The sequence below is a fragment of the Paracidovorax citrulli genome, assembly GCF_900100305.1.
GTDB classification, from domain to species: domain Bacteria; phylum Pseudomonadota; class Gammaproteobacteria; order Burkholderiales; family Burkholderiaceae_C; genus Paracidovorax; species Paracidovorax citrulli.
Window position 1 is genome coordinate 1 of the sequence record NZ_FNEY01000046.1, and the last position, 15,073, is coordinate 15,073.

General features: G+C 66.0%; 10 protein-coding genes. 1 reads left to right on the forward strand and 9 read right to left on the reverse strand.

Annotated features, from left to right (window positions below; translation table 11 throughout):
* The 8 genes from BLR99_RS20870 to BLR99_RS20900 all read right to left on the reverse strand — a co-directional run.
* A partial coding sequence (locus tag BLR99_RS20870) for a leucine zipper domain-containing protein (RefSeq protein ID WP_139160194.1) occupies window positions 1-206 on the reverse strand: 206 nt, incomplete at its 3' end.
* Between the two features lie 282 nt (window positions 207-488).
* Window positions 489-905: a hypothetical protein gene (locus BLR99_RS22875; RefSeq protein ID WP_138919904.1), complete on the reverse strand. Its 417-nt coding sequence runs from the start codon at window positions 903-905 to the stop codon at window positions 489-491.
* Between the two features lie 2 nt (window positions 906-907).
* Complete coding sequence (locus BLR99_RS20875; RefSeq protein ID WP_228193968.1) at window positions 908-5,551, reverse strand: DUF6531 domain-containing protein; 4,644 nt, start codon at window positions 5,549-5,551, stop codon at window positions 908-910.
* 74 nt (window positions 5,552-5,625) lie between these two features.
* Entirely contained in the window at window positions 5,626-6,726 is a 1,101-nt protein-coding gene (locus BLR99_RS20880) for a hypothetical protein (RefSeq protein WP_048857342.1), read from the reverse strand.
* Between the two features lie 24 nt (window positions 6,727-6,750).
* Entirely contained in the window at window positions 6,751-7,782 is a 1,032-nt protein-coding gene (locus tag BLR99_RS20885) for a DUF2169 domain-containing protein (RefSeq protein ID WP_017438165.1), read from the reverse strand.
* Window positions 7,779-9,131, reverse strand: coding sequence for a hypothetical protein (locus tag BLR99_RS20890; RefSeq protein WP_017438164.1), 1,353 nt, complete (start codon window positions 9,129-9,131; stop codon window positions 7,779-7,781). The genes BLR99_RS20885 and BLR99_RS20890 overlap by 4 nt, the downstream gene beginning before the upstream one ends.
* 8 nt (window positions 9,132-9,139) lie before the next feature.
* Window positions 9,140-9,625 carry a hypothetical protein gene (locus BLR99_RS20895; RefSeq protein WP_046060771.1) on the reverse strand — a complete coding sequence of 162 codons (486 nt, stop codon included), beginning with the start codon at window positions 9,623-9,625 and terminating at the stop codon, window positions 9,140-9,142.
* A gap of 56 nt (window positions 9,626-9,681) precedes the next feature.
* On the reverse strand, window positions 9,682-12,039 hold the full coding sequence (locus BLR99_RS20900; protein WP_074687495.1) for a type VI secretion system Vgr family protein: 2,358 nt from the start codon (window positions 12,037-12,039) through the stop codon (window positions 9,682-9,684).
* Between the two features lie 220 nt (window positions 12,040-12,259).
* Here BLR99_RS20900 and BLR99_RS20905 point away from each other — a divergent pair, with 220 nt between their 5' ends.
* Window positions 12,260-14,320 (forward strand): bifunctional 2',3'-cyclic-nucleotide 2'-phosphodiesterase/3'-nucleotidase, encoded by a 2,061-nt coding sequence (locus BLR99_RS20905; RefSeq protein ID WP_046060770.1) that lies wholly within the window; start codon window positions 12,260-12,262, stop codon window positions 14,318-14,320.
* 71 nt (window positions 14,321-14,391) lie between these two features.
* On the opposite strand, the gene BLR99_RS20910 is transcribed toward BLR99_RS20905, so the two are convergent.
* Entirely contained in the window at window positions 14,392-15,027 is a 636-nt protein-coding gene (locus BLR99_RS20910) for a PepSY domain-containing protein (protein WP_011796818.1), read from the reverse strand.
* Window positions 15,028-15,073 lie beyond the last annotated feature (46 nt).

The following is a 15,073-nucleotide window of genomic DNA, read 5'->3' on the forward strand; positions in this document are numbered from 1 at the left end:
TGGGGGCTGCGGTGCGGGCGGGAGCTGCGGTCGAGCAAGCCATCGGGGCCTTCGTTGCGAAAGCGGGCCATCCACTTGTAGCCGGTGCGCAGGCTCACGCCTGCGGCTTCGCTGGCTTGGCGCATCGTCCAGTTCTGCTGGAGCACTCTGTCGACCAGAAGGGCTCGACCTGCGCGGGTCAATCGCGCATGCTTATGACTGTTCATCCGGTGTCCTGTCCTGAGTTGCTGGGGCCTGGTAACCACAGCTTCCCAGGTCGGGCCTGGATGAACAACCTATTGAGACATCACACGTAGGCCAGCACGATGCGCTCTCGCAGTGCCAGGGCCCGAGCGGTCTTGCGCCGACACATCCAGCTTGCAACGCTGGGCGATCAGCCTCGTTCAACTCGATGGCAACTGCATGAGGCTGGGCCATGATGTGCTCCTTGGCTGTGCTGGCCCGCCACATGCCCATAACATGGTTGATGCAAATTCTGATTAAAGCCACTAGGATAGCGCATAGCTTGGTATATTCAGTTCTATGGGTGAACATATGAAGGAAATACCATCTTCTTTTTGTTTTACATGCCAAAGAATTAATCCTCTTGTCCAGGAGTTGGGTGATTGAGCTAATCTGTTAAATGTTTTTTCATTGTTGAATCTTTGTAGAAATGCTTCTTCTCCATATTTTGCAATTTTCGCGATCAAAAAAGGCGGTATCCAAATGGTGTTAATTTCTCCCTCCCCAGACCAGCCTATGCTTAAAAATTTTTCTATTATTTCTCGCTCATATTTTTTATAATCTGGTAAAACATTGTCAAGTCTTTTTGTATAACTCAATTCATCAATCCACTCATAATCGTAAGCGAAGAATTTTTTTATTTCTTCGGGCGAATAAGGAAGAGTGATTTTTTCTTCAATCATAATCAAAATATTGGAACAATTGTTTCGAATCTGGGGGCTGCATCTGGAAAATTCTGTCTTTGGGCTTTAAAAGAGAAGGCTGTTTTATTGTTGCCCCCTAAGCAAGGCCACAACTTTCTCAATGCGGAGTTAATTGATTTTTCTATCGTATTTATGCCTGGTATTCTGCTTCCAAAACGGCCGGCCGGGTTATTGTAAAGAGTATCGCTTGCAATATATGCATCTACATCGGAGGCATGTGTCCAAGGTGCTCCTGTTTGTCCGCTAAATCCTGATGCCGTACTGCCTCTAATTCCAGCTCTTGCGGTAGGGTCAATTTTTTTGATGGCAGGTTCAGCTGCTTTAACCAGCGCTGTTGTTGCTGCGATAACTTGGGCCCGAGTTGGACAAGGGCTAAGACCTAGTGGATCGGTCCACACGGAAGGAGTCGCATATTCAAATAAATTTGCTCCGCCCAGCAAACCTATTGGATCCTGACTGGCAAATCGCCCCACCACCGGATCGTAGTACCGAAACCGGTTGTAGTGCAGCCCCGTCTCTTCATCGAACTGCTGCCCCTGGAACCGGAACGGCTGTTCGATCAACGGAGGCGCAGCCGAAGCCGAGCGCATCGGAGGCATGTCATCCGGTCCATGCCCCTGTCGTCGCGGCCCTGCCATTCCGTCGGTGCCCGTCGCTTGGCTCGGCAATGCCCGCAGCGTGGCTTCGCCCCACACCTTGTAATCCGCAGCCCAGGCAACGTGCCCCTGGGCATCGGTCAACTCCAGCGGAGCGCCGATCTGGTCGCATTGGTACCAGTAGATGCGGCTGTCCCCTGGCTGCTGCGTGCCCTGCACGGTGGCCAAAGGCACGAAGCTGCCCGGCTCGTAGATGAACAGGCTGGCTTTGCCCCCGCGCCGGCTGTGCACCATGAGATCACCGTCCCACAGGTAGCGCGTGGTGCCGAAGGCATCGGCCTTGGCCACACGCCGGCCGAGGGCATCGTAGGCATAGCGCGTGGCCTGGGTGACGCCGTTGCGGTGGGAGGTGGCTTCCACCAGCTGGTGGTCGGCATTCCAGCGCAGCTCGGTGGTTTCGTGGTGGCCCGCCCGGCGGTTGCCGCGCGTGCGGCGCACGACGTTGCCATGCACGTCGTATTCGAAGTGCAGGTCCTGGTAGAAGCGCAGGCGGTTGTCGCCGACCACGCCCAGGCCGGACGAAGAACCGTGTGCTTGTTGTTGCTGCGCGCGCTGCATCTGCGCCTCGGTGGCATCCAGCAGGTTGCCGGCGGGGTCGAAGGCGAACAGCTCCCGTGGGGCATGGCTGCCCTGGCCGGGCAGGGCGGCGAGGATGCGGCCCACGGGGTCGTAGCGGAACTCCTGGCTGCCGCGCAGGGTGTCGGCCCGGGCGACCAACTGACCCAGGGCATCGTAGGCATAGGCGCGTTCGAGCCGCACCGTGCCCGTGGGGGAGGCGGATGACGAACCCAGTGCCGCCCGATGGCGCACGAGTCGCCCGGCCGGGTCGTAGTCGTAGCGGCTGTGCAGCGCGCCCTGGCTGCGTTGTGTCTCGCGGTGCAGGGCATCGCGCTCGATGTCGGTGATGACGGTGCGTGCGCCCGAACCGGCTTCCGTGAGCCCGATCTGGTGCAGGCGGCCCGATCCATAGTGCAGCCAGTCCAGAGCCCGGCCGTCGGGCAGGGTGGTGCGGATGCGGTGGCCCAGTTCGTCGTACTCGTGCGACAGGGCGCGTTCCTCGGGCTGTCCCTTCTGCCCAGGCAGGGGCTGGAGCGTCTGCACCTCCTGCAGGATCTGCCCGACCGGGTCGTAGCGCCAGGCGATCGCGGCAGCCGGGTTGGTCGCTGCCGTCAGGCGGCCCAGCGGGTCGTAGGTGTAGGTGGCTCGGCTGTCTTCGGACGATGCGTCGCCGTGCGCGCGCTTGCCCACCAGGCGGCCCAGTGCATCGCGCTCCAGGTGCGTGACCTTGCCCGGGCCGGCATCGCTGCCTCCGGCCTCGATGACGTGGGTCAGTTCGCCCGCGGCGTTGTACACGTAGCGCTGGTGGCGGCCATCGAAGCCGATCTCGTCGGTGAGGTGGTCGGCCGCATCGTAGGTGAACCGGGTGTGCGCGCCGTTCTCGTTGGTCAGTGCGACGAGCCGTTCGCCCAGGTCGTAGTGGTAGCGCAGCACGCCGCCGCGCGCGTCGGTGCGCTCGGACGGCTGGCCCGAGCCGTGGTAGCGGTAGCGCGTGGTGCCGCCGAGCGGGTCGGTGTAGGCGAGCAACTGGCCTTCGCCGTCCCATTCGTAGCGGTGGGTGGCGCCCGTGGGCTCGGTCACTTCGCGCAGGCGGCCCTGCGCGTCGTGGCGGTAGCGGGTGGTGTGGCCCAGGGCATCGGCGCTCGCGGCCAGGTGGCCCAGCGCGTCGTAGGCGTAGCGGCTGGTGCGGCCCGAGCAATCCGTGTAGGCGATGAGCTGGGCGGAGGCGTCCCACTGCAGCCGGCGGGTGCGGCCGGCGGCATCGGTGAGGGCGACCGGCAGGCCCCGGGCGTCGTATTCGGTGGTGGTGCTGCGGCCCAGGGGATCGCTGGATCGGATGCGATTGCCACGCGCATCGTATTCATGGGTCCACGTGTGGCCCAGGGCATCGGTGACGCGCACGGGGCGGTCCTTTGCGCCGCCCTCGGTGCCGTAGTCGATGCGTGTCGCGTGCCCGGCGGCATCCAGATGCAGCGTCAGGTTGCCGCGGCGGTCGAACACGGTGCGCGTCTCCCGGCCCAGGGCGTCCACGGCCGCCTCGGGGTGGCCGTTGGCGTCGAAGGGCGTGCGGCTCACGTGGCCCAACGCATCGCGCACGGCCACGATGTCGCGTCGCTCGTCGAAGGCGAAGCCCATGGTGCGGCCCAGCGCATCGTGCATCCAGGTACGGTGCCGCTCATAGGTGAACTGGTGCGCCGCGCCGCTGTCGAGGTTGCGCGACACGGTGACGCGGCCCTGCGGGCTCAGCGTGTCGTATTCGTTGTGGTGGCGCGCGCCGTCCGCCAGTGTGTAGCCGACGAGCAGGTGCCTGTTCCACTCGAAGCGCCGCACGCGGCCGGCGGCGTTGGTGTGGGCCACGAGGTTGGGCGGAGCCAGTTCGCCGCGCGGGTCCTGCGCGTCAGGGGCGTAGTGGTAGTGCGCCAGCAGCGTCTCCTCGCCGCCGGAGTGCAGTGCGTGGACAGACTCCAGCTGGCCCCGCGGGCTCCAGTCCAGGCGGAACCAGCGGCCCGCGCTGTCGGCGATGCGCCCGGGGCGCGGCGGCGTGGCGAAAGGGCGGAAGCCCGGGCCGAAGGCGCTCTGGTCGAAGTGCAGCTGGATGCGGTTGCCGTTGCGGTCGCTGAGGGCCACCAGGGGAAGGCGCCACTGGCCCGCCGCCTGGCGCGCGAAATGGTGGATGCGTCCGTCGGTATGCACGAGTTGCCACGCATCGGGCGCGGTGCGGCGGACCGTGAAGCGCTCGTAGGCCTCGAAATGCTCCTCGCCTTCCTCCAGGCCGGGCAGGCGGACGGCGCGGCCCTGGCCATCGTGGTAGAGCAACTGGTCCGCCTGCAGCCACAGCTCGGTGGCGAGGGGATGGCTCCAGCCCTGGCCGAACCAGCCATCGGTGCGTGCGTCTCCGCTGCGGTAGTGGCGCAGCCATCCCATGGGGATCGGCCCGCCGAACGAGAAATCCGTCTGCGTGAGGGTTTTCTCGCCCGTGGCGAGGACCACGGGGCGCTTGCTCGCGCAAGGGCACTGCGTCGGATTGCCTGCTTCCTTCTTCGATGTCTTGACGTCGGTCTTGTCGTTTTCGCGTTTCTTCGCCGGCCTGGATTTCTTGGTGATGATGGAGATGCCCACGCCCACGGTGCTGCGCGCGAGGATGCCCGCGGCGCGTTTGGCCATGTCGCGCTTTTCTTCGCGGGACAGGTCGGGGCGCGTGAGATCGGCGATGAGGCCGCCCAGTTCTTCCTTGAGCGCGGCGGCGGTCTGCGCCCCGGCTTCCACGCGCTGGCCCACGCGCACGCCGGTGGCTGCCCCGGTCATGAGCGCGCCCGCGCCGGAGCCCCCTGCAGTCACCGGGGCGGCTGCCGTGAGGGCCGCGGTGGCGAGCGCCATGCCGCCATCGACCACCAGCCCGCCCAGTGTTTCCCAGGTGAACAGGTCCTTGAGGCTGGCCAGCACCTCGTCGCCGAACTCCCCTGCGATTTCAGACGCCAGCTCGCCGTCCAGCTCCTTGGCGATGTCCCAGGTGTTGGACATCGCGGTTTTCACCGCGCCGAAGCTGGACCAGATCGACGTGGTGCCGACGTCCGTTTCGTGCCGCACTGTCTTGTGGTCTTCGATCCAGACCTGCTTGCCCCAGTTGCCCGTGAACGTGGCCGGCCCGTCGCGCACCAGGGTGATCACCCCGCCCTTGGATACCTGGGGCGCGTGCCAGCCGTTCATCAGGGCGCTTTCGGCCGTGGCCACGTCGGTGCCCGAATGGAAGGTGGAGCCCGCGGGGTTGTCGATGGACCCGCTGTCATTGCGGTAGGGGGCCACGCCCGGAATGTCCTTCTTGCGAAGGAAGACGAAATCGTCCGGCTTGAACACTTTCCCCGCGGCGGCCTGCGACACGACCTCCTTGCCGTCTATGTAAGTCTTCCCCACGTCAACTTCCTCTCTGCCTTGTCTGTCGTCTTCCTGGATGGTTCAGGGCGTTCGCCTTCCGGCGCCGGCCACGGTCATGCCGCCATGCACTCGATGACGCCTGCGCTGCATTGCCCCTGGATGTCCTGTGTGCTGCACAGGGCCTGTCCGATATCCGCCAGCCCGTGCCGGTGCAGACCCGCGGCCAGAGCCCACTGCACGGCGCCCCACGATGCGCCCAGCTGCCCCAGCAATTCGGCGGGCTGGATGGAGCCGGCGCGCCAGCCGTGCTCGCTGTCGGACGCGGACAGGCGGCCCAGCGCCGCAGCCATGTCGTCCTGCCGCCACGAGCTGCCGTCGCTGTCGCTGAGGTGCTGCCGGACGTGGTGCAGGCGCAGGCCTGCGGCACGGAGCGCTGCCTGCACGGCCTGTTCCAGCGCGCGCCCGTCGCCGGCCCTCTGGCTGGGCCAGCGTGGAGAAGGCTCCGGTGCCTCGACAACCGCAGCAGCGTGCAATACGGTGCTGGCAGGCGATTTCTCCGCAGCGGCGACGGGTCTCAGCAAAAGCGCTGCCGAGGCTTCCCCGGGCACCCATCCGCTGCTGTTGTCCCTGGCGTGGATGCGTTGTGCGCGCCAGTCGCGCAGCAGGACATCGTGGTCGCACAGGGAGTCCGCTGTCAGCAGAACGATCTGCGCGGGTGGGCTGTCATGCCGGAGTGCCAGGAAACCATGGGCCAACGCGCGATGGCAGGTTTCGGCCCCACCCGCAAATGCCCGGGCTCCGTGCACCGGCAGCCCTGCCTGGCGGCATGCGTCGCCCAGGTCCCGGCTGAATTCCTGCAGCGCCGGGTTGTCCGCGGAGGCCTCGTGCGGGGATGTCGCGGAGGGGCCCGACGCCCATGCGGGCAGCGACAGCAGGTAGAGGGTCGGGACCCGCGGCAGCGTATGCAGGTGCTCCATCATGGGGCGCCATGCCGCCCGGATGAGCGCGTTCAGGCGCTCGCGCCCCCGGTCCTGGCCCGCCACATCGCCGGCGGGCGCCGTCAACAGCTTGAAGCCATCCACCTCCCGGTAGCGGAATTGCTTGCGCCGTGCGGAGAATGCCACGACGCTGGTCAGCCAATCGTCTCCCAGGCTGGTGGACAGGGTGGCATGCTCGATGCGCAATGCTTGCGCAGGATGTGGCGATAGAACCATGAAGACACTCGGCCAGATGAGGGGTCAGGCATCGCACGCACGCAGCGTGACGGCACCTTCGGAGGGCAGCAGGCAGCGCCAGACGATGGCGTATCGCCCCTCGTCCGGCACCACGATGCAGGTGTCCGCTCTCAGCGGAACGATGGATTGCGTATCCAGCAGGGCTACGGGCCTGGCGGAAGGCCATACGAGCCGTGCGCTGCCATTCGCAGTGAGCCCTTGCAGGGCGATGGTCTCGCCGGGGGAGGGAGGCTCCGGCCATTGCAGGCGCGGGTCGGCCTGGTTGTGGAAAAGCGGGTTGAAATCCCGGGGCGGCCGCGGAGCGCGTTCCCGCTGCCATTGCAGATCACGGGTTCCCATATGGGGCAGGCGATGTCCGGCGTTTTCCGGCCAGGGGCCGAACCCGGCAGGCAGCGGGCTGCGGGTGATGTCGGTGGTCGGGTGGTCCGGATGTTCCACCCAGGGCAAAGCGATGCGATGCAACTCTTCACCGGTACGGTCTCCGGTGTGCCCCATGCCCTGGGGGTTGTAGGGTGTCCCGGACCCCGGAGCATCCCCACCGAAGGAAAAGCAGGGGTGGACCGGCACGCGGCGCACACCGCTCACCGGGTTTCCCGCGACACCGCCGCCACCTGCCAGCAGGGTCCTGCGCCAGAACCGTGGAGCGCACAGTGCGAGCGCTGCCACCTGCCGGTTGCGCACGACCGCGGCAAAGAACCGGTGTTCGGCCTTGCCGGTTTGCGCATACCCGTAACCGCTGACGATGAAGTCGAATCTCGGTTTGGGCGGGACGATGTCGGACGGGATCCACTCGACTTCTTCCTCCAGCCGGGGGCCGAGAGCGGTGCGCTGGGCGGGTTCCAATGCCAGGTCCGCCATCCTGGTCATGAGGGGAACATCGCGGAAACCGAGACTTCCCGCCTCGGAAGACAGCGTGTCCGGCCGGTCCAGCTCCCAGACACCTTTCACGATCAGCAGGCGCCCGAGGTGCCCCTCGGCATCCGCATGGGGACGCACTGCCGTGGCAAAGGGTGTCAGGTTCAGAACCTGGCTCATGCAGCAGGCTCCGAACTCTGCACCTCCGCGAGCCAGGCCGACAGGCCGATCACCTGCACCTGGTGCCGGCTGGGTGCATATGCGGACAGTCCGGCCCCCACCGATCTCCCGGACTGCACCGATTGCTCGATGTACAGCGCCTGCCGCATCAGCGTCGCGAGCTGGAGGGCCGCGGGTGCCAATGCGGCGCCCCCATCTTCCCGCCGGCGAATTGCGCTGCCGAATCTCAGGCGGCGGCTTTGCCCAGGGGCGGTTGCCGCCAGCATCGCCTCGGGCGTCCACTCGGCCTGCTTCGCCTGGTTCGTGACGCCGACGTGTGCATTCCGCAGGGCCTGCAGCACCGCGAGGCGCAAGGCCTGCTCGCGGATCTCCGGTGGCGCTGTCTTGTCGCGTATTTCGGCGGGCACCTCGCCGAGGAACGTCCACAGGGCGTCCAGTTGCGCGGGAGTGGCTCCCGATGTCTGTTGGAGGACGCTTCGCCCCAGATGGACCAGCCCCTCGGGAAACCCTGCCAGCGCCAGTACGCGCCAGCGCATTCCATCGTCCAGGGAAGCGTCTTCCAGGGCCAGTCGGTGGGCCTGTACGGGGTCGCTCAGCGTGGCGAGGCACCACGCCAGCCGCTGCAGGGCAGGGTGCTGCATGCGGGTGCATTGCAGGTAGCCCGACGTCGGGATGAGTTCCAGGCGACCACTGGCGGCGACCAGGCGCAGGGCGTGCAACAGCGCGTCCGTGTCACCGGTGCCGCGTCGGTGGATGCGCGCCGGCAAGTCTGCGGGAGGATGGTTCAGGCGGCACAGCGCAAGCTCGCAGGCCCGCAGCAGATGGCCATCGGGCAGTTCTGCCGCCAAGGCGGTGATGCGCGGGACACTGGTTGCTATCCCGCACCTGCCGGCCAGTTCCACACCCAGCGCCTGTATTGCTTCGGAATTTGACGCCAGCAGTGCAGCGGTGCGCGCGATGCGGGCAGCATCCCCTTGCCGGGACTGGGGATGGAACCACCACGCATCCCTGAAAGCGGTGCGATGATGCTCGCCGTATCGGCTGAACCAACGGGCCGCCAGATCGTCTGCCTGCGGGTGGACGTGCATCTCCATGCAGCAGGCAGCGGCGATGTGGACGAGGGCATCCAGCACAGGGCCATGTACGCAGGACGATATTTCCTTTTCTATGGCGTCCAGCGTTGCTTGTCCGAACACCGACAGCGCGCGCACGTTGCGGTCGATCTTGCGATCCACGGTCTGCAGTGCGAGGAGACGGAAATCCATCGTTCCGGTGATGTGGAGCCGGCGGCGGCGGGCGCGTACTGTTTCCTCCAGGAGCTCTGCGATGAGCTGGTCACGGCTGGGCATGAGGGCGTTCAGTTCAGGTCGATGGATGCGCCTTCGATCCGGTAGGGGCCGATGGAGGACTGCGTGATGGCCTGGGCTTCCAGTACGACGCTTCCCTGCGCGTTGAAACGGAGCACGGAATCGCCGCAACGGATTTCGACGGATCCGAGCGCCGTCAGGTCCAGGCGCTGGGCATGGATGCGGAGAGTGCCGGTCGTGGGGTCGAAGCCCACGCCCGCCGACTGGACGCCGCTGTCCTGACCGTTGGACATGGCGGCGGCTTCACGCAGGGGGTAGGCGGCCAGGATCAGGGCCGGCTCTTCGGCATCCTGCATGACGGCCACCCGCTGCCCGGGGACGGGCCAAGGCAGGTGCGCCGCGATCTCCGCGGGGATCGGCTGATCGTCAATCTCGACGATCGCTGCGCCGCCCGAGTCGATGCGGAGGATTTTCCCGACCCGTACGGACCCTTGAACGGGCGACGCGACGGGGGTGTTTCGTTGTGGAATGGCCATGATGGATGCAATCTGAAGCGAAGCGGCGGGAACGGCCGCCGAACCGAAGCCGGGTGTCAGTCGTTGTCCCGGACCTGCGGGCTGACGGAGAGGATCTTGTTCTCGCCGACGAAGGTGATGTCTTTGCCGTTGAGCGTGATGGTTCCGTCCGCTTTGAGCACGAGGCTGCTGCTGCCGACGGTGATCGACACGCTCTGTGCATCCATGGTGATGTTGGAGCCGCCGCCCCCCGAGCCCGACGGGTCTTTGGAAGATGCCACGATGTTCTTGGGACCTCCTGCCGCCGCCGCGCCACCACCTCCTCCGCCACCGCCACCTCCCACGGTGAGCGTGTATTTCGTTCCGACCGTGGTGGACTGGTCGCTGCCGACCATCGTGGTCTGCGTGCTCCCGACGACGGTGGCCATCATGGCCCCCACGTTGAGGTTGTAAGCCACGCCCACGTTCTCCATCCGCCCCACGCCCACGTTCTGCATGCAGGCGATGCCGATGGTCTCGGTCTTCATCTTGCCGACCTTGATCGACCAGTTGTTGCCGATCTTGTCTTTCTCGTTGCGGCCGATGGTCTTGCTGCGGTTCTTGCCGATGGAGATGGTCTCGTCGATGCCGACGTCTTCCCTGCGGTTGTCTCCGATGGATATCGTCTCGTCGTGGTCCACCCGCTCCTTGCGGTTGGAGTGGATGGTGATGGTCTCGTCGCCATCCACTTCCTCGGTGCGCCAGCCGTGCACCGTGATCTTCTCGTTCCGGTCGACGGTTTCCGTCCGGTCCCGGTGGATCACATTGGTCTCGTCCCGGTCGATCGTCTTGCGCCGGTCATTTCCCACCCACTTATCCTCATCGTTCTCGACTTCGGTGAGCTGGTCCTTCTGCGCATGCAGCCACACCTGCTCCGCGCCCTTCTTGTCCTCGAAGCGGATCGCGTTGGCATCGCCCGCGCCGTTCTTCATGCCGTCGCCGAAGGCTCCGCCCTTGCTGGACTTCGTCTTGATGCCCGACTGCGTGGCATTGCCCGGCAGGCCCCAGGGCGGCATGTTGGCGGCGTTATAGACGCAGCCCAGGATGATCGGATAGTCCGGGTCGCCGTTCAGGAAATCGACGATGACTTCCATCCCGATGCGCGGCGTGAACACGGCGCCGAAGCCGGGGCCGGCCCAGCTGGTGGAGACGCGCACCCAGCAGCTGGAGTTCTCGTTCATCGCACCGATGCGGTCCCAGTGGAACTGCACCTTGATGCGGCCGTATTCGTCGGTCCAGATTTCCTCGCCGGGCGGGCCGACCACCACGGCCGTCTGGGGGCCGGTGGTGCGCGGGCGCGGGGTGGTCACTTCGGGGCGGTAGGGCACGGAGGTGGGGTGCACCTCCATGCTGAATTTCTGCACGGAGCCGGCCTGCGTCTGCCCGGCGCCGCCCGTGCCCTGGGTGGCCTGCACGTTCTCTTCCAGGTGGTAGTGCACGCGGGTGACGAGGTACTGCCGGTTCTGGTCGCCGCGCGGGTAGTTCTCCAGCACGATGGTGTAGCCCGGTGCGATGCTGCGCTTGTTCAATTCGGCATGGGCGCGCTCGCGGGCCGCCATGCCTTCTTCCATGTGCAGCCGCGTGTAGGTCTCGCCGTCGGCGTACTCGGTGTAGCCGCCCGGCCATTCGTAGCGCTCGTAGGCGTCGTGCGCATGGCCCGGGGGCGATTGGCGCATCTCGGAGAGGTCGGCGCGCGGCTTGGTGAAGTCGTAGTCGTCCAGGTAGGCGCGGCCGGGCGCGACGCCCTGGCCCATGCGCCAGGCGAAGATGTGTTCGCGGTCGGCGATCGCCGTCTTGCCGGGGGGGTGGAAGGGGATCACGTGGCCGCCCGGCAACGGCGCGTGCGAGGCCACCACGTCGTCGGCGAAAACCACCGTGTGGCTGCCGCTGGCATGCTCCACGAACCAGTAGATGCCCTCGGATTCGCACAGGCGCGAGACGAACTGGTAGTCGCTCTCGTGGTACTGCACCGTGTAGGGCCGGCTGCGGTAGCCGCGCGTGAGGCGCAGCACGAAGGGCCGGCCGTAGCGCGATAGCACCTGCGAGACGATGGCCGGCACGTCCATTTCCTGGAAGATGCGGAAATCGGTGCGACGCGTGGCGAGCCACAGCCAGGGCTGCAGGGTGAGCCGGTAGGCGATCTGCGCGGAGGTGTCCTGCCCGCGCATGCCGAAGCGGGTCACGATGCCGTCCAGGTAGCGGCGGCCCAGGCCCTCGGTTTCGATGGAGACGGTGGCGCCCAGGCCGAGCAGGGCCTTCGGGTCGATGCCCTTGTCCTTCGATAGCAGGTCGATCTCGAAGGCAGACAGCGCCGACAGCGCTTCCTCGCCCTGCAACTGGCGGAACTGCAGGGCCTCTCCCAAAGGTGTCTGAATGGTTACGCGGCGTTGCGTCATACGTTCAACCGTTTCCAGTCGTTATTTTTGTGAGGCGAATTATGGTGCGGTTGCCCCCCGCGAACGCGTTCCACCGTCGAGCCAATTGCATCCAAATGTTCGATGTAGAGACGACGAAGGCGGCAATTGCCGGCGGATCATGCCGCCTGCACTTGGAGTCATGGCGATGTCACACGGCCGTCCAACACTTGCGGCTTTCTTTCGTTACCTCTTCTGCCCTATGTCTCCGCATTCCTCCTTCGCGGCCCCGCGCCTGCCCCGGTTCCCGCTGATCGCCCTGTGCGCGATTCCCTCGCTGTTCCTGGCCGCATGCGGCGGCGGCGACGGCAATCCGCCCGCCAGCGCGGGAGCCACGGCCACGCTGGCCGTGCTGGAAACCACCGACCTGCACTTCAACGTGCGCAGCTACGACTACTTCAAGCTCGCCGAAGACAAGTCGTATGGCTTCGAGCGCACGGCCACCCTGGTGCGCCAGGCGCGCAAGGAATTCCCGAACACGCTGCTGGTGGACAACGGCGACACCATCCAGGGCACGGCGCTGGCCGACTACGAAGCCGTGGTCAAGACGATTCCATGCAACCAGCAGCTCTCGATGTACAAGGCGATGGGCGCCCTGGGCTTCGACGCAGGCACGCTGGGCAACCACGAGTTCAACTACGGCCTGCCGTTCCTGAACCAGGTGCTGGGCGGCGGCATGCAGGTCGATGGCGTGGATTCCGGCGTGAAGTGCGCCGGTTCGGGCTACCCCACCGTGCTCGCCAACGTGTACAGCAGCAAGACCCGCCAGCCGCTGATCCAGCCCTACACGCTGATCGAGAAGACCCTGGTCGCCACCGGCACCGACGGCAAGGAAGTGAAGCTGCCGATCAAGATCGGCGTGATCGGCTTCACCACGCCCGGGATCATGAACTGGGACAAGCGCTATCTGGAAGGCAAGGTCTACACCGAAGGCGCCGTGGAGTCCGCCACCAAGTACGTGCCGGAGCTGCGCGCCAAGGGCGCCGACGTGGTCGTGGCGCTGCTGCACGGCGGCCTGGACGCCGGCCCGTACTCGGCCACGATGGAGAACCCGGGCCTGTACCTCTCGAAGGTGTCGGGCATCGATGCGATGGTGATGGGCCACCAGCACAGCGTGTTCCCCGACACGGCGGCCACGCCGGCCTACACCCAGGCGGGCGTGGACAACAAGGCCGGCACCATCAACGGCGTGCCGGCCGTGATGGCCAGTTCGTGGGGCAAGGCGCTGGGCGTGGTCCGCCTCGCGCTGAAGTGGGACGGCAAGGCCTGGTCGGTGGACAAGGGCGCCTCGAAGAGCGAGCTGCGCAACATCCAGACGGGCAAGGACGCCGCGGGCAAGGCCGTGTTCGTGGATGCCGACAGCAGCATCGCGCCGCTGGTCGAGGCGCAGCACCAGAACACCATCGGCTACGTGAAGACGCCGATCGGCACCACCGACTTCCGCATGAGCACGCTGTTCGCCGACGTGGGCGACCCGGGCGCGATCCAGATCGTGAACCAGGCGCAGCAGGCCTATGTGTCGGCCTACATCCAGGCCAACCTGCCGCAGTACAAGAGCCTGCCGGTGCTATCGGTGAGCGCGCCCTTCAAGTCCGGCTTCCAGGGCGGCGCCGACTACACCGACGTGGCCACGGGCCCGCTCGCGATCTTCAACGCGGCCGACCTCTACCTCTATCCCAATACCGTGTATGCGGTGAAGGTGAACGGCGCGGACATCAAGAACTGGCTGGAGGCCGCCGCCAAGCGCTTCAACCAGATCGACCCGGCGAAGACGTCCGAGCAGGCGCTGATCAGCACCTTCCCGGGCTACAACTTCGACATGTTCACCACGGCCGACGTGCAGTACGAGATCGACGTCACCCAGGCCGTCGGCAGCCGCATCAGGAACCTGACCTACAAGGGCCAGGCGATCGACCCGGCGCAGGAGTTCGTGATCGCCACGAACAATTACCGCGCGACCAGCGGCAGGAGTTTCATCGACAAGCTGGACGGCTCCGGCACGATCTGGGCGTCGCCCGACGCGAACCGCGACGTGGTGATCGACTACATCCGCAAGAACCCGTCCGTGACGCGCACGGCCAACGGCAGCGCCAGGAGCTGGCGCTTCACCAAGGTGAAGACCGCCGGCCCGGTGGTGTTCGCCTCCGGCGCCAATGCGCTGTCCGTGGCGCAGGCCGCGGGCCTGGCCAACATCTCCGTGCTGGCCGCGGACGATGGCTCGGGCAAGGGTACGTCGAAGTACGCGATCGATCTGTCGAAGTAACCAGGGAGCGGCAGGCGTCCGGCAGGTGCCGCCGGCGGGCCTGCCGGGTCCGCCGGCGGCACCCGGGGACGTCAGTCGTCCAGCTTTTCGCGGAGCACCTTGCCCGTGGTGGGTTCCACGCGCAGTTCCACCGGCAGGTTGGCGGCGTTGGTGGCCTCGGCTTCCCAGAAGCCGTCGTCGTAGTCGATGTCGCGGATGCGGGTGTAGCCCGCGACCTGGAGCGCCTGGCGCACCTGGTCCGCGCTCAGCACCGGCTGGCCGTTGAGCGTGCCGCCAGCTTGCCCCACCTGGCTCAACACTTCCAGCGTCGCGGGATGCAGCACGAATTCCACCTTCTCGCCCTGGTGGACGGACTGCCGTGCCTTGGCTTCCCAGAAGCCGTCGTCCAGTTCCACGTCATAGACGACGGCGTAGCCGGCGGAACGCAGGCGCTGCGTCACCTGGTCCACGCCGGGCAGCGTGCCGCCGATGTCGCTCTTGCGCACGGCGGTGAAGCTGCCGTCGGCATCCTTCACCAGCACGGTGGCGCGCGACCCGTCGTTGGAGACCGCGGTGGCCGTCCAGTAGCCATACTGCTTCTGCAGGTCGTGCGGAGCGACGTATTGGTTCCGGGCCATTACTTCGACGGCTTCGGAGGCGGTCAGGGCCCAGGCCATGGAGGGCAGGGCTGCGGCGAGGGCCAGCGTCAGGGTGGTCATTTTCTTCATGGTGCTTCCTTTCGGTGTGCGTGATGGACAAAGGATGGCGGCAGTG

Bases quoted from the DNA above. Each gene is read 5' to 3' on its own strand.
- BLR99_RS22875 (WP_138919904.1), bottom strand. From the start codon at position 905: ATGATTGAAGAAAAAATCACTCTTCCTTATTCGCCCGAAGAAATAAAA.
- BLR99_RS20885 (WP_017438165.1), bottom strand. From the start codon at position 7,782: ATGAGCCAGGTTCTGAACCTGACACCCTTTGCCACGGCAGTGCGTCCC.
- BLR99_RS20900 (WP_074687495.1), bottom strand. From the start codon at position 12,039: ATGACGCAACGCCGCGTAACCATTCAGACACCTTTGGGAGAGGCCCTG.
- BLR99_RS20910 (WP_011796818.1), bottom strand. From the start codon at position 15,027: ATGAAGAAAATGACCACCCTGACGCTGGCCCTCGCCGCAGCCCTGCCC.
- BLR99_RS20880 (WP_048857342.1), bottom strand. From the start codon at position 6,726: ATGGTTCTATCGCCACATCCTGCGCAAGCATTGCGCATCGAGCATGCC.
- BLR99_RS20905 (WP_046060770.1), top strand. From the start codon at position 12,260: ATGTCTCCGCATTCCTCCTTCGCGGCCCCGCGCCTGCCCCGGTTCCCG.
- BLR99_RS20895 (WP_046060771.1), bottom strand. From the start codon at position 9,625: ATGGCCATTCCACAACGAAACACCCCCGTCGCGTCGCCCGTTCAAGGG.
- BLR99_RS20890 (WP_017438164.1), bottom strand. From the start codon at position 9,131: ATGCCCAGCCGTGACCAGCTCATCGCAGAGCTCCTGGAGGAAACAGTA.